Below are 13,803 nucleotides of genomic sequence, written 5' to 3' on the forward strand. Positions count from 1 at the left end.
TTTGTTGTTTCAGCCGATCAGAAAATGTCGGCGCCGCTGCCCCACGGGCCGTGCGGCTTGTCTACACCGTCGGTGCGTTCGAAACCATGGGCACCGAAGAAGTCGCGCTGCGCCTGAATGAGGTTGGCGCTGCCGCGGCCACGGCGATAGGCGTCGAAATAACCGAGCGCCGAAGCCAGCGCCGAAACCGGCAGACCGGAGAGAACGGCATAGGAGACGACACGGCGCAGCGGCGCGTCGGTATCCTTGACGATGCCGGCAAAGGCAGGCGTCACGATGAGGTTGGCCACATGCGGGTCCTTGGTGAAGGCCGAGGTGATCTCGTCGAGGAATTCCGAGCGGATGATGCAACCGGCGCGCCAGATGCGGGCGATCGTCGGCATCGGCAGGTTCCAGTTGAACTCCTTGGAAGCGGCCGACATGATGGCGAAGCCCTGCGCATAAGCGCCGACCTTGGCGGCCAGAAGCGCGCTTTCCAGATCGGCGATAAAAGCCTTTTTGTCAGCCGGTGCAGGCGCAACGGTCGGCAGGCCGAAGATCTTCTCGGCAGCTTCACGCTCGTCCTTTTGCGAGGAGAGAATACGCGCAGCCACGGCCGCCTCGATGGCGGTTGCGGCGACGCCCATGTTCTGCGCCTCGATGACCGACCACTTGCCGGTGCCCTTCTGGCCGGCCTTGTCGAGGATCAGATCGACCATCGGCTTGCCGGTGATCGGATCGGCGGCGCGCAGAACCTTCTCGGTGATTTCGATCAGGTAGGAATTCAGGCGGCCCTTGTTCCATTCGGCGAAGACATCGGCGATTTCGACGGCGCTCATGCCAAGGCCGTCACGCAGGATGCCGTAGATTTCGGCGATCATCTGCATGTCGGCATATTCGATGCCGTTATGGATGGTCTTGACGAAATGGCCAGCGCCGTCATTGCCGAGCCATGCCACGCACGGATCGTTATTGTACTTGGCGGAAATGGAAGTCAGCACCTTCTCGACGCGCTTCCAGCTGTCCTCGGTGCCGCCGACCATGATCGACGGTCCATGGCGCGCACCTTCTTCACCGCCGGAAACGCCCATGCCGATAAAGGTCAGGCCGCTATCCTTCAGATTGTCGAAACGGCGGATCGTATCGCGGAAATTGGCATTGCCGGCATCGATCATGATGTCGCCATTGGCGAGATGGGGTTTCAGGATTTCCATCTGCTGGTCGACCGGATCGCCGGCCTTGATCATGATGATGATCGGGCGCGGAGGGCGAATGGCGGCGACGAATTCCTCGATGGTTTCGCAGGGGATCAACTGTCCCTGCAAGTCCCCGGCCTCGGCGTAGAATTTTTTCGTCGCTTCAGGGGTTCGGTTGAATACGGCAATCTTGTTGCCCTTTTCCGCGATGTTCAACGCCAGGTTCGAGCCCATGACGCCGAGACCGATCAAACCGATTTCTGCCTGTTCCACGGATGTGCCTCCATCTTGCTTTTTGGTGGTCGTGTTGTGGCACTGTAATGAACAAACGGCAAGGCTAGCCGCGACTGAAACGATTAAATTTTGATGACGCAAATCAGCTTTGCATATTTGCGACAGGTCGAGGCCGGCTCAAAACGGCAAGCCCGACTCGCCTTTCATGATCGTCGGGGCCGGTCGTCACCATCATCCAGCGCCCGCCAGGCGGCCCCGTCCATATCTTCATATTGGCCGGAGCGCACCGACCAGAGGAAGGCGAAAAGGCCGAGCGCTCCTAAAAACAGCGCGACGGGAATGAGATAGATCAGCATGTTCATGCCAGTTGCGCCCCCTCGCCTGCAAATCCGGTCTTCGCTTCATTCTGAGGACGGACGGTTTCAGCCGTACCGGCAAGCCGCAGGGCATTGGCGACGACGATCAGCGAGGACGTCGACATGGCGATGGCCGCGATCATCGGCGTCGCATAACCGGCAATCGCAATCGGCACGGCGATGATGTTGTAGCCGATGGCAAGCGCGAAGTTCTGCCGGATCAACCGTCCGGCCCGTTGCGATGTTTCGATTGCGAAAGGCACGGCATCGAGATCCTCCTGCATGAACACGAAATCGGCGGCCTGCCGGCCGATATCGGCGGCGGTGGCGGGCGCCATGGACACATGCGCGGCGGCGAGCGCCGGCGCGTCGTTGATACCGTCTCCCACCATCAGTACCCGCCGCCCCTCGCCCGCAAGCTCGGCGCAACGCGCCGCCTTGTCCTTCGGCGACAGATCCGCACGCCAGTTACCGATCCCCAGCCGCTGCGCCATGGCGCTGACGGCTGCGGCCCGGTCGCCCGAAACGATTTCCTGCATCAGACCCCGCACCGATAGGCTGCGCAAAGCCGCAACCGCACCCGCCCGCGGATTATCCTCGAAACCGAAGCTCGCCAGATGCCGACCTTCGAGAGATAGCACCACTTCCGACCGCGCATCGCCATTATCGACGCTCGCTTCACTTGGGCACGCGAAACGGCGATTGCCCAGCCGATAGGTTCCGGCTTCCGTCTCCGCCTCGACACCGGAGCCCGGAATTTCCCGCACCGCCTCATAGGCCGGCACCGCGCCGCTATAGGCAGCATGCAGGGCTTTCGACAGGGGATGCCGCGAATGGGCGGCAAGCCCCGCTGCAATCGCAATGGTCGCGGGCTTCACATCTCCAGTCTCAACCAACCCCGGTTTACCGATAGTCAGGGTGCCGGTCTTGTCGAACAGCACGGTGTCGATTTCGGCCAGCCGCTCCATGGCCGAGCCTTCCTTGACCATGATGCCGTGCCGGAAGAGCCTTCCGGCGGCCACCACCTGCACGACGGGAACGGCAAGGCCAAGCGCGCAAGGGCAGGTGATGATGAGAACCGCAATGGCGATCAGCATCGCCTGTTTCCAGTCGCCACCGAAAATGCCCCAGCCGAGAAACGTCACCAGCGCAAGAAGATGCACCACGGGAGAATAATAGCTTGCGGCACGGTCGGCGATGCGGCGGTAACGCGCCCGCCCACCTTCGGCCGCCTCCATCAGCCCGATCACTTCCGAAAGAAAGGAATCCTTCGCCGATGCCGTCACCCGTGCAGTGAGCGAACCGGTGAGATTGAGCGTGCCAGCCTGAAGGCTGTCGCCTGCCGTAACGCGGCGCGGCGCGCTTTCACCGTTTACGATGGACATGTCGAGATCGCTGCTGCCGGAGACGACCACGGCATCCACCGCCACGCGGTCCCCGGCCGCAATCGCAATCGACATTCCCGGCTGGATATCGGCAAGCGGCCGATACTCCCGCGTTCCATTCTCACCGATCACCGTTGCCCCGCGCGGCGAAAGCCGGGCAAGCCCGGCAATGGCCGAGCGCGCCTTGTCGCGCATGATATGATCCAACGTGCGGCCGATCAGCAGGAAGAACAGCAGCGAGACGGTCGCATCGAACCATGCATGTTCGCCGTGATGGATCGTCTCCCACAGGGAAACGGCATAGGAAAGCGTGATGGCGAGGGCGATCGGCACATCCATATTGGTGCGGCCATGTTTCAGCGCGTTCCAGGCCGACTGGTAAAAGAAACGCCCGCCATAGATCAGCGCCGGCGCGGCGATCATCGCCGAAATCCAGTGGAACATGTCGCGCGTCGCCGCATCCGCCCCCGACCAGACGGAGACGGACAGAAGCATGATATTGGCGGAAGCAAAACCGCACAGCGCCACCGCCCTGATCAGCTGCGAACGCAAGGCGTCCGAGGCATCCTGCCCGCTGACGAAAAGATGCGTGCGATATCCCGTCGCAAGAATGGCGCGGGCAATCTCGGAAGGGTCAGTCCTGACGCCATCGACTTCTTCTTTCCAGACGACCGCCACGCGTTTGGACGACAGGTTAACGCGCGCCCGCTCCACTTGGCCAAGACGGTCGAGCGCGGTCTCGATGGTGGTGATGCAGGCGCCGCAATACACATCCGGCACGCTGAGGTCGGTCTGGCGCAGCCCCTGCCCCAGATCGCGGCTTGCCAGCAGCAATTCCTCCGACGATGGCGGATTGATCCGCTCGCCAAGTTGCAGCGAACCTTCCGTTCCCGGTGCGCAGCAGCTCATTTGCGCCCCCTGATGACGGCAATCCGCGTGCCCTCATGCACGATAATCCGGCCGTCCTTGACGGCGGTAACCTCAACGATCCATTGGCCCGGCAGCATGTCATGCGGGCCGGTGAAGAGGCCGGTGGAAACCGGGGTCAGTTCCATGTCGAAATTCTGGCTTTCCCCGACAGGCCGGCGAAAATGCGCCGTCACCTTATCGGTGTCGACCTGGCCGGTGTCGGGATGAAACACCTCGTAACGCACCGTCTTTTCATCCACGATAAGCTTGCCCTTGATACCGGTCGCAGCCCTTGCCTTGGCGGCTTCCGCCTTGGCGTTGAACTGCTGGCTGGCCACATAGGTATTGGGCACGACAAGCCCGCTCCAGCTGTTGACCGCGTTCCAGGCCATCACCATGTTGACGGTGATGACGGTGCCGAAAAACAGCAGCATGACACCCAGCATATGCCAGCCGGTGAACGTGAAACCGGACGTCTGGCGATTGTTCACGGTCATTTTTTCACTCCCGGAGCGTTGAAGACAGCATCGTAGCGGGCCGTCTCATGGCCGCCCGTATCGCTGACGATGAATTCGAAATTTTCCGCCGCCCGTGCAACATCTTTGCCCGGCAGTGTGACAAAGACCTTCAGCGTCGTCGCCTCGTCCGGCTCAACAGTCACCTCGAAGGTGCGCGCGGCCGTATCCGGCATGCCGTTGATCTTCATCACCGCATTCGGAATACCCTCGATGGTCAGGCTCATTGTGCGTGGCTGCGGCACCATGTTCAGAATGCGCACCGTATAGCCGTTGCGAATGGAGCCGTTCGATTCCAGCACATATTGCGGATTGCGGTCATGCAGGACATTCAGCGCCAGCCGCTCGCGCGTCACCAGCGCAAACAGCATGCCGATGCCGACCGCCGACCAGATGGCCGTGTAAAGCAGCGTGCGCGGCCGGAAGACGATGCGCCAGTTGAAGTGGCGGACACTCTGCCTGAAGCTGCCGTCCTCCTCGCGCACATTGGCGGGGCGGATGGCATGCTCACCATTGCCGGTCGCGAGCGCCATGTTGGACTGGTATTCGGAAAGCGTCGCATAGGCGATCAGCCCGCGCGGCTTGCCGATCTTGTCCATCACCCCGTCGCAGGCATCGATGCAGAGCGCGCAGGTGATGCATTCCAGCTGCTGCCCGTCCCTGATGTCGATGCCCATGGGACAGACCGCGACGCAGGCATTGCAATCGACGCAGTCGCCGATGCTCTCCCCTGCCGCCGCAGCCTTCTTGGCATGCCGCGAGCGCGGCTCGCCGCGCCAGTCATTATAGGTGACGACAAGCGAGTTCTCATCCAGCATCGCCGCCTGAATGCGAGGCCAGGGACACATGTAGGTGCAGACCTGTTCCCGCATCAGCCCCCCGAAAACATAGGTGGTGGCGGTCAGGATGGCGACGGTCGAATAGGCGATCATCGGCGCCTGACCCGTGACAAATTCCCTTGCCAGCGTTGGCGCATCGGCGAAATAGAAAATCCAGGCGCCGCCGGTCAGAACGCCGATCACCAGCCAGATCGCATGTTTCAGCACCCGCTTGCGCAATTTGCCGAATGTGAAGGGCGCGGCATCCAGTTTCATGCGCGCGTTCCTGTCACCCTCTATCGCCCGCTCGACCACCAGAAACAGGTCGACCCAGACGGTCTGCGGACAGGTGTAACCGCACCATGCGCGCCCGACAGCGGAAGTCACGAGAAAGAGCCCCAGCCCGGCCATGACCAGCAATCCGGCGACGAAGAAGAACTCCTGCGGCCAGATTTCGATGAAGAAGAAATAAAAGCGCCGGTTGGCGATATCGATCAGCACCGCCTGATCCGGCGCATAGGGACCGCGATCCCAGCGCAGGAACGGCGTCAGATAATAAATGCCGAGCGTGACCAGCATCACCAGCCATTTGAAGCGCCGAAACCTGCCCTCGGCGCGCTTGGGAAAAATCTTCCTGCGTGCCTCGTAGAGCGGTTTGCGCGTTTTTGCGGAATTGACGGCTTCCGCCTCCAGCCTTTCGACAGGCTGTTGCGGGCGATCCTGTCCGGCGCGATAGATGTTCATGATAGGAGTCCGTTTTTATCTCCTTGCTTTCTCCCATCTCCCCGGTGAAACATCCTTGACTTACATCAAGTGACGACAAAGTGGCGCAGTATGGGAACGCGCCGCCAAGGGAGGATGAAATGCCTGTCATGCAGTCGAGAATCATTCATCTGTCGGTCGAAAAACCCTGGAGCCACGTCTATGACTTCGCCTCCAACCCGCAGAACATGCCGCACTGGGCCGCAGGCCTTGCGGGCGGCCTCACACCGGACGGCGAGGACTGGATCGCCGAGGACGGGCCGCTTGGCGAAGTGCGCGTCAATTTCGCGCCCGCAAACGAGTTCGGCGTCATCGACCATGTCGTGACATTGCCGGATGGTGTGAAGGTTTATAACGCGCTACGGGTAACGCCGAACGGCAGCGGCACGGAGGTGAGTTTCACCCTGCTTCGCCTTCAGGACATGACGGACGAGGATTTCGAGCAGGATGCAAAAGCGATCACGGCCGATCTCGAAACGCTGAAGGCGCTGCTCGAAAAGGATTGATGGAGGAACCATGACCACGAATACGAACGACCGGCGGATCGACTATGTCGAATTCAACGTCGCCGATATCGAGCGCAGCAAGGAATTTTACGGCGGCGCCTTCGGCTGGTCCTTCAAGGATTACGGTCCGCAATATTGCGAATTTTCCGATGGCCGGCTGACCGGCGGTTTCACCACGACGGCTCCGGTCTCGGCCCAGGGCGGACCGCTCGTCATTCTCTACGCCGCCGATATCGAGGATGTGCAACGACGCGTCGAAGCCGCCGGCGGGCAAATCAGCGTCGCAATCTTCGAGTTTCCGGGCGGCCGGCGTTTTCACTTCACTGATCCGGACGGGTATGAACTGGCCGTCTGGTCGGACAAATAAAAAAAGGGCCGCATAGCGGCCCTTTGAGTGTAATGGCAAAGCTTCTTTACACTCGACGTCATCCTTGGGCTTGTCCCAAGGATCTAATCACGTCCAATTAAATCGAGACGTTGCAGATGCTCGGGACAGGCCAGAGCATGACGGGGGAGAACTTTCAGGCCGCTGTCATCTATCCGGGGCGGCATGACACGGCCCTCTCCATTTCCTGTCTCTGCTATCACTCGCCCCCGCCAAGCGAGTGCACGAAGATCGCCAGCTGCTTGACCGTCGTATCGCCGAGACGCTCACCCCAGGCGGGCATGACCCCGTGTTTGGGCGAACGGATCTGCGCGACGATGCCTTCCTCCCCATGCGACTTCAGCCAGATCGCATCGGCCAGATTGGGCGCGCCGAATTCGCGATTACCCTTGGCGTCTTCGCCGTGGCAGGAGGCGCAATTGTCGGCAAAGAGTTGCTTGCCTGGCTCCACCAGAGCCGGGTTGGATGGGGTGCCGGTGAGGCTGACGACATAGGCCGCAACCTCGCGGATTTCGTCCGATTTCAGAATTTCACCGAAAGCGGGCATTTCCGAAGCACGCGTATCCGCATCGTCGGCAAAACGAATGCCGTGCTTCACCGTCGTATAGATGTCGTCGACGCTGCCGCCCCACATCCAGTCGTCATCGTTGAGGTTGGGATAGCCCTGCCCGCCTTCCGCGCCCGAACCGTGACACTGAATGCAATTGACCTTGAAAGCGGCAGCGCCGCCGGAAAGGGCAAATTGCATCAGGGTCGGGTCGGCCTGAATTTCGGCAAGCGACGAATTGACGATCTTGTCGACAAAGACGCTCTGCGACTGTTTTGCATCGGCAATTTCGGCGGCAATATCGCCGCGGCTGTTCCAGCCGAGCAACCCTTGCGTCGCCCCATTGATCAGCGGCCATGCCGGATAGGCGATGGTATAGCCGATGGCCCAGAGGATCGTGAAATAGAAGGTCCAGACCCACCAGCGCGGCATGGGATTGTTCAGCTCGCGGATACCGTCCCATTCATGGCCGGTGGTTTCGACGCCGCTGATGTCATCAATGTGTTTTTCGGACATATCCTAGTCCTCCTTGAGCGGAATACTGGCGGCATCGTCCGCGGCCTTCTTCGAGCCGGGGCGAAGGGTGAAAACGACGACGCCGGCAAAGAACAGGGTCATGGCAAGCAGGCCCCAGCTATCGGCGAAGTGGCGCATGGCCGTGTAGGTTTCCATGGCTCACACCTCCTCACCGGTATCCGGTGGCATCGTCATAGGTCGAGAAATCGACCAGCGTGCCGAGCATCTGCAGATAGGCGACCAGAGCATCCATTTCGGTGAGCCTGGCCGGATCGCCGTCGAAATCGCCCACCTTCGCCTTGGGGTAACGCGCCAGAAGTTCCGATGAATCCGCATTCGGGTCGGCCTGGGCGGCAAGATCGGCAGCGGATTTCTCGATCATCTCGTCGCTATAGGGCACACCGACAGCGCGGTTGGCCTTCAGCTCCATGGAAACGTCGGTGATCTTCAGCGGCGTGGTCTTCAGGAACGCATAGGAGGGCATGACCGATTCCGGCACCACAGAACGCGGATCGGCCAGATGCTGCACATGCCATTCGTTCGAATAACGGTCGCCGACGCGCGCAAGGTCAGGCCCCGTGCGCTTGGAACCCCACTGGAACGGATGATCGTACATGGATTCGGCTGCCAGGCTGTAATGCCCGTAACGCTCCACCTCGTCGCGGAACGGCCGGATCATCTGGCTGTGGCAGACGTAACATCCCTCGCGGATGTAGATGTTGCGCCCGGCCAGTTCCAGCGGCGTGTAGGGCCGCATGCCCTCCACCTTCTCGATGGTGTTTTCGAGATAAAAGAGCGGTGCGATTTCCACGATACCGCCGATGGAAACGACCAGCAGGGAGCCGACCAGTAGCAGCGTGGCATTGCGTTCGATGACGCCGTGTTTGTCAAGTATGGACATCGGCCTCTCCTTATTCAGCAGGCTGCAGCGAAGGGGTCGCGTCCTTGCTGGCGCCCTCCTCGCGTTGATGACCGAGGATGGTCATCGTGACGTTGTAGGCCATGATCAGCGCGCCGCTGAGGAACATCAGGCCGCCCAATGCACGCATCACGTAATAGGGAAACAACGCCGCGACCGATTCCGCGAAGGAATAGACGAGGAAACCTTGGCTATCATATTCGCGCCACATCAGCGCCTGCTGGATGCCGGCCACCCACATGACAGCGGCGTAAACGACGATGCCGAGCGTGGCGAGCCAGAAGTGCCAGTTGACCAGCTGCAGGCTATAGAGGCGCTCCCTGCCCCACAGTTTCGGCGTCAGATAATAGATCGCGCCGAAGGTGATCATGCCGTTCCAGCCGAGAGCGCCGGAATGAACATGGCCGATGGTCCAGTCGGTATAGTGGCTGAGCGAGTTGACGGCCTTGATCGACATCATCGGGCCTTCGAATGTCGCCATGCCGTAGAAGGCGACCGCCATCACCATCATGCGAACGACGGGATCGGTACGGATCTTGTCCCATGCGCCCGAAAGCGTCATCAGACCGTTGATCATGCCGCCCCACGAGGGCATCCACAGCATCACCGAGAACACCATGCCGAGCGTCTGCGCCCAGTCCGGCAGCGCTGTATAGTGCAGGTGGTGCGGGCCGGCCCAGATATACATGAAGATCAGCGCCCAGAAGTGGATGATCGACAGGCGATAGGAATAGACCGGACGGTTCACCTGCTTCGGGATGAAATAATACATCATGCCGAGGAAGCCGGCCGTCAGGAAGAAGCCGACGGCATTGTGGCCGTACCACCATTGCGTCAGCGCATCCTGCACGCCCGAAAAGGCCGAGTAGCTCTTGACGCCGAGGAACGAGACCGGAATGGCGAGATTATTGACGATATGCAGCATGGCAATCGTGACGATGAATCCCAGGTAGAACCAGTTCGCCACATAGATATGCGGCTCCTTGCGCATGAAAATGGTGCCGAGGAAGGCGACGAGATAGGCAACCCAGACGATGGTTAGCCAGATATCGACATACCATTCCGGCTCCGCATATTCGCGGCCCTGCGTGATGCCGAGCAGATAGCCGGTGGCGGCCATGACGATGAAGAGATTGTAGCCCCAGAACACGAACCAGCCGAGATTGCCGCCGAACAGGCGTGCCCGACAGGTTCTCTGCACCACGTAAAAGGAGGTGGCGATCAGCGCATTTCCCCCGAAAGCGAAGATCACCGCCGATGTGTGCAGCGGCCGCATCCGGCCGAAATTGAAATAGGGCGCGATATTGAGATCGGGAAAGGCGAGCTGAAGCGCCACCACGACGCCGACCAGAAAGCCGACGATACCCCAGAACACGGTGGCGATGACGCCGTATTTCACCACCTCATCGAAATATTCCGATTTGAGGCGGGCACGCGCGGCTGAATCGACAGGCGCGAAGGAGACACGGCGCAGCAGAAGCACCGTGCTGACCAGAAGCGTAAAGAACAGCACCCACATATGGGCGGCGAAAAGACTGTCATGGGCAAAGGCTGCCCCAAGCAACGCGAGAAAGGCCCCAAGGGCCACGATCGCGGTTTCTAACGTGTAATTCATTGTTGGTTTCCCCCAACGTGCAAGCCGACCGACGAAAGGCACGGCACGCGCCTGGGAGAGCGGAAACGCGCCTTTGCGTCGGTTGGAGCATTGCCACCGGCAGGGGAACGCCACCTTGATCCAGATCAAGAAAGCAAAGCTGTCGCAGCCCCGGCAAAACGGGGCGCGGCTTTATGAGAGGAATTTGCGTAAGAGCAAAAATACACGGCGACGTCGGCCCCGCTTTCGCGGGTGCCGCTTCAGCCCTTCATCTTCAGGGGCAGACCGGCGGCGACAAAATAGACCTCACCGGCAATGGCGGCGATTCGCTGATGCAGGCGTCCGGCGTGGTCGCGGAATTCCCGCGCCATGCGGTTTTCCGGCACGATGCCGAGACCGACTTCGTTGGAAACGAAAATCAGCCTCGCCCGAGCCGACACAATCGCCGCCTCGAGCGCCGCAAAGGCAACCTCGATATCGGCATTCTCCATCATCAGATTGGTGAGCCACAGGGTGAGGCAATCGATGAGAACGACATTTTCCGGCGCATCGAGCTGCTCCAGCACGGCGGCAATATCGACGGGCGCTTCATGCGTGGTCCATTCGCCGCCGCGCCGCCCCTGATGATGGACGATGCGCTCACGCATCTCGTCATCCCATGCCCGGCCGGTGGCCAGATAATGCAGGCTTCCACCGGACTTGCCCGCAAGCTCCTCCGCAAAACGGGACTTGCCGGAGCGCGCGCCGCCAAGAATGAAAACGGAGCGGTTTTTATCTGTCATCTAAAACCTGAAGGAAGAGAATGAAGCGGACCGGCATCTTCGCCGTGTCGCAAGCCAAAGACAGGCAGACATGAAGGGAACGATTCGTAGAAAAAGGCGTCCCCCGGTTGCTCATGCCGGACTGCCGCTGATACCGGGCCGGAGAAAACAAGACCTGCCTGCAGGATGCGGGGCATATCAGCCTTGGCGACTCCGGATACCGGAAACACCGGTCCTGATGAAAGGCTAGGTGCGAACGGCCATCCTGTCAATCGGTCCCTGACGTTAGCCAAAAATCAGGCGGAACCGGAACGCAAAACCTTAATCCGGAACCGGCAGACCTGTCGTCCGCGACTGGATTGATAAAGCGACTTAGTTACTGGAAAGTTAGCGAAAAACCGAATGATGAAACCGCAACGCCAAAGGAGAATATGGAGTGACGGCAGCCGCCGCCATTGCCTTGCCATGGCCTTCAAATCAATATGCTTTCAAAGATTCGCAAACAGCAAGGTGGCCTGCCCGTGATGACCGTCATGGACTATATCTCGATCGTCGTTTTCATCCTGTTATGGGCCGTCTATACCCATGTCACGACGGGAACGAGGCTGTTTTCGAGAGCCAGCCTCAATCAGGCCATGGCCGAGCGTCGGCGAGACTGGATCATGAATTCGCTGAAGCGCGACCTGAAGATGATCGACACCCAGATCATGGCCGGCCTGCAGAACGGCACGGCCTTTTTCGCTTCCACCTCCATCTTCGCCATCGGCGGATGTTTCGCACTTCTGGGCGCGACCGAACAGGTCGAATCGGTATTTCGCGACATGCCTTTCGTGCATTATGCCGGGCGCACGGCTTTCGAACTGAAGGTCATCGGGCTCACCTGTCTTTTCGGTTATTCCTTCTTCAAATTCGGCTGGTCCTATCGCCTGTTCAACTATTGCACGATCCTGTTCGGCGCCATCCCCATGGTCCACGATGTCGGTGCGGATCGCGAAGCGGCGGAGCGGGCGGCCGAAAACGTCATAAAGATGAACATCATCGCTGCTAAGAACTTCAATGACGGCCTGCGGACGATCTTCCTGTCCATCGGTTATCTCGGCTGGTTCATCAGCCCTTACGTCTTCATCGCCAGCACGGTCATCATCATCGTGGCGCTGTTACGCCGCCAGTTCTTTTCCGAAGCGCGACGCGCCATCATGGAAGAAAACAGGCCTTGAAATAGCCGCACTTAAAGGGCCAAGCCCACACGTCATTTCAAGCGAATCCAAGTGAATGTCGGCCCCTCGAAAAGCTGAAAAAGCGGAAAACATGGACACAGACGCAGCCGCAAATGAAAACCGCCGCAAAGGCCGCATCGGCGGGCTGGATACGCTCAGAGGGATCGCCCTTCTCGCCATGGCGTCCTACCATTTCACATGGAATCTGGAATATTTCGGCTATCTCGAACCCGGCACGGCAACCACGGGTCTCTGGAAGCTCTATGCGCGCGGCATCGCCAGCTCGTTCCTGTTTCTTGCCGGCTTCAGCCTGTTTCTGGCCCATGGCAAGGGTCTGAACTGGCCGTCTTTCGGCAAGCGTTTTGCGATGGTGGCGGGGTCTGCCCTGCTCATCACCGTCGCCACCTATTTCGCCTTTCCGGACAGCTTCATCTTCTTCGGCATATTGCACAATATCGCCGCTGCAAGCCTTGTCGGGCTGCTGTTCCTGCGTGCGCCCGCACCCGTGACGCTGCTTTTTGCGGTGGTTGCTTTCATCCTGCCGCACTATCTGCAATCGGAGCTGTTCAACGCAAAATGGCTGGCCTGGATCGGTTTTTCCACCATGCCCCCCCGCTCGAACGATTATGTGCCACTGCTGCCCTGGCTTGCGCCCTTCCTCGCCGGACTTGCGGTCTCGCAATTCGTCACGCCGCGCGACTGGCTCGACCGCTTTCGAAGCCCAAGTTCGCCTCGCAACCTGATCGCAGGCGCCGGCCGTCACAGCCTTGCCTTTTACCTCATCCACCAGCCGGTGCTGATCGGCCTCGTCTACACCCTGTCGCTCATCGCCCCGCCCCCGCCTGTCGATCAGGTAGAGCTTTACAAATCGAGCTGTGAAAAGAGCTGCGTCGAGCAGGCGAACGGACTGGAACTGTGCCAACGTTTCTGCGGCTGCACGCTGGAGAAGCTGCAGGCGGAAAACCTGTTCGACACTATGATGGAAGGCAAGCTCAGCGCCGATCAGCAGACGAAGGTCAGCGAGGTGGCGCAGCAGTGCACTGTTGAAGCGCAGTAGGCTCAGGTAGCCAGAACGTTAGCGCTTGCCGCCTTTTCTTCTCCCCGCCGGGGAGAAGAGACAAGCGAAACCCGCTCGTTCCATATGCAACAAAAGTGAAATGGCTTCGGAGCCATTCTTGACAGCTACGTCAACGGAATAGCCAAC

14 protein-coding genes are annotated in these 13,803 nt (G+C 59.9%); 4 read left to right on the top strand and 10 right to left on the bottom strand.

From position 1 onward, the window contains the following. Positions 1–17 precede the first annotated feature (17 nt). The 5 genes from gnd to ccoG all read right to left on the bottom strand — a co-directional run bounded on the left by gnd (position 18) and on the right by ccoG (position 6,136). The gene (gene gnd / locus F3H58_RS13670) at positions 18–1,448 is read right to left on the bottom strand and encodes an NADP-dependent phosphogluconate dehydrogenase (protein ID WP_003525022.1); all 1,431 of its coding nucleotides are present in this window, start codon (positions 1,446–1,448) and stop codon (positions 18–20) included. Positions 1,449–1,612: 164 nt separating this feature from the next. Next, entirely contained in the window at positions 1,613–1,771 is a 159-nt protein-coding gene (ccoS, locus tag F3H58_RS13675) for a cbb3-type cytochrome oxidase assembly protein CcoS (protein WP_003502794.1), read from the bottom strand. After that, entirely contained in the window at positions 1,768–4,059 is a 2,292-nt protein-coding gene (locus F3H58_RS13680) for a cation-translocating P-type ATPase (RefSeq protein WP_149742581.1), read from the bottom strand. Before F3H58_RS13680 ends, ccoS begins: the two co-directional genes overlap by 4 nt. After that, entirely contained in the window at positions 4,056–4,556 is a 501-nt protein-coding gene (locus F3H58_RS13685) for a FixH family protein (RefSeq protein WP_149742582.1), read from the bottom strand. The genes F3H58_RS13680 and F3H58_RS13685 overlap by 4 nt, the downstream gene beginning before the upstream one ends. Then, on the bottom strand, positions 4,553–6,136 hold the full coding sequence (gene ccoG, locus F3H58_RS13690) for a cytochrome c oxidase accessory protein CcoG (RefSeq protein ID WP_149742583.1): 1,584 nt from the start codon (positions 6,134–6,136) through the stop codon (positions 4,553–4,555). The genes F3H58_RS13685 and ccoG overlap by 4 nt, the downstream gene beginning before the upstream one ends. Before the next feature lie 119 nt (positions 6,137–6,255). Here ccoG and F3H58_RS13695 point away from each other — a divergent pair, with 119 nt between their 5' ends. After that, complete coding sequence (locus F3H58_RS13695; protein ID WP_149742584.1) at positions 6,256–6,660, top strand: SRPBCC family protein; 405 nt, start codon at positions 6,256–6,258, stop codon at positions 6,658–6,660. A gap of 10 nt (positions 6,661–6,670) precedes the next feature. Beyond that, positions 6,671–7,027, top strand: a complete 357-nt coding sequence (locus F3H58_RS13700; RefSeq protein WP_149742585.1) for a VOC family protein — start codon at positions 6,671–6,673, stop codon at positions 7,025–7,027. A gap of 217 nt (positions 7,028–7,244) precedes the next feature. Here F3H58_RS13700 and ccoP read toward each other — a convergent pair whose 3' ends face one another. The 5 genes from ccoP to cobU all read right to left on the bottom strand — a co-directional run bounded on the left by ccoP (position 7,245) and on the right by cobU (position 11,403). After that, positions 7,245–8,108: a cytochrome-c oxidase, cbb3-type subunit III gene (ccoP, locus tag F3H58_RS13705; protein ID WP_149742586.1), complete on the bottom strand. Its 864-nt coding sequence runs from the start codon at positions 8,106–8,108 to the stop codon at positions 7,245–7,247. Positions 8,109–8,111: 3 nt separating this feature from the next. Then, positions 8,112–8,264: a CcoQ/FixQ family Cbb3-type cytochrome c oxidase assembly chaperone gene (locus F3H58_RS13710; protein WP_003502810.1), complete on the bottom strand. Its 153-nt coding sequence runs from the start codon at positions 8,262–8,264 to the stop codon at positions 8,112–8,114. Positions 8,265–8,277: 13 nt separating this feature from the next. Continuing rightward, positions 8,278–9,009, bottom strand: a complete 732-nt coding sequence (gene ccoO / locus F3H58_RS13715; RefSeq protein ID WP_149742587.1) for a cytochrome-c oxidase, cbb3-type subunit II — start codon at positions 9,007–9,009, stop codon at positions 8,278–8,280. Positions 9,010–9,019: 10 nt separating this feature from the next. Then, positions 9,020–10,642 carry a cytochrome-c oxidase, cbb3-type subunit I gene (ccoN, locus tag F3H58_RS13720; protein ID WP_149742589.1) on the bottom strand — a complete coding sequence of 541 codons (1,623 nt, stop codon included), beginning with the start codon at positions 10,640–10,642 and terminating at the stop codon, positions 9,020–9,022. Between the two features lie 239 nt (positions 10,643–10,881). After that, on the bottom strand, positions 10,882–11,403 hold the full coding sequence (cobU, locus tag F3H58_RS13725) for a bifunctional adenosylcobinamide kinase/adenosylcobinamide-phosphate guanylyltransferase (RefSeq protein ID WP_149742590.1): 522 nt from the start codon (positions 11,401–11,403) through the stop codon (positions 10,882–10,884). Between the two features lie 503 nt (positions 11,404–11,906). On the opposite strand from cobU, the gene F3H58_RS13735 reads away from it, so the two are divergent. Together F3H58_RS13735 and F3H58_RS13740 are read left to right on the top strand one after the other, a co-directional pair. Next, positions 11,907–12,599 (top strand): DUF599 domain-containing protein, encoded by a 693-nt coding sequence (locus F3H58_RS13735; protein WP_003524993.1) that lies wholly within the window; start codon positions 11,907–11,909, stop codon positions 12,597–12,599. A 91-nt stretch (positions 12,600–12,690) separates the two neighbouring features. Next, positions 12,691–13,656: a heparan-alpha-glucosaminide N-acetyltransferase gene (locus F3H58_RS13740; protein WP_149742591.1), complete on the top strand. Its 966-nt coding sequence runs from the start codon at positions 12,691–12,693 to the stop codon at positions 13,654–13,656. Positions 13,657–13,803: the final 147 nt, after the last annotated feature.

It is taken from the genome of Rhizobium sp. NFACC06-2 (assembly GCF_900101425.1).
In the GTDB taxonomy this organism is placed as follows: domain Bacteria; phylum Pseudomonadota; class Alphaproteobacteria; order Rhizobiales; family Rhizobiaceae; genus Agrobacterium; species Agrobacterium leguminum.

What these genes read in the sequence shown, in the direction of transcription:
- F3H58_RS13700 (WP_149742585.1), top strand. Translation starts at nt 6,671, where the DNA reads ATGACCACGAATACGAACGACCGGCGGATCGACTATGTCGAATTCAAC.
- ccoS (WP_003502794.1), bottom strand. Translation starts at nt 1,771, where the DNA reads ATGAACATGCTGATCTATCTCATTCCCGTCGCGCTGTTTTTAGGAGCG.
- F3H58_RS13695 (WP_149742584.1), top strand. Translation starts at nt 6,256, where the DNA reads ATGCCTGTCATGCAGTCGAGAATCATTCATCTGTCGGTCGAAAAACCC.
- ccoO (WP_149742587.1), bottom strand. Translation starts at nt 9,009, where the DNA reads ATGTCCATACTTGACAAACACGGCGTCATCGAACGCAATGCCACGCTG.
- ccoP (WP_149742586.1), bottom strand. Translation starts at nt 8,108, where the DNA reads ATGTCCGAAAAACACATTGATGACATCAGCGGCGTCGAAACCACCGGC.
- F3H58_RS13710 (WP_003502810.1), bottom strand. Translation starts at nt 8,264, where the DNA reads ATGGAAACCTACACGGCCATGCGCCACTTCGCCGATAGCTGGGGCCTG.
- cobU (WP_149742590.1), bottom strand. Translation starts at nt 11,403, where the DNA reads ATGACAGATAAAAACCGCTCCGTTTTCATTCTTGGCGGCGCGCGCTCC.
- ccoN (WP_149742589.1), bottom strand. Translation starts at nt 10,642, where the DNA reads ATGAATTACACGTTAGAAACCGCGATCGTGGCCCTTGGGGCCTTTCTC.
- F3H58_RS13680 (WP_149742581.1), bottom strand. Translation starts at nt 4,059, where the DNA reads ATGAGCTGCTGCGCACCGGGAACGGAAGGTTCGCTGCAACTTGGCGAG.
- F3H58_RS13740 (WP_149742591.1), top strand. Translation starts at nt 12,691, where the DNA reads ATGGACACAGACGCAGCCGCAAATGAAAACCGCCGCAAAGGCCGCATC.
- F3H58_RS13735 (WP_003524993.1), top strand. Translation starts at nt 11,907, where the DNA reads ATGACCGTCATGGACTATATCTCGATCGTCGTTTTCATCCTGTTATGG.
- F3H58_RS13685 (WP_149742582.1), bottom strand. Translation starts at nt 4,556, where the DNA reads ATGACCGTGAACAATCGCCAGACGTCCGGTTTCACGTTCACCGGCTGG.
- ccoG (WP_149742583.1), bottom strand. Translation starts at nt 6,136, where the DNA reads ATGAACATCTATCGCGCCGGACAGGATCGCCCGCAACAGCCTGTCGAA.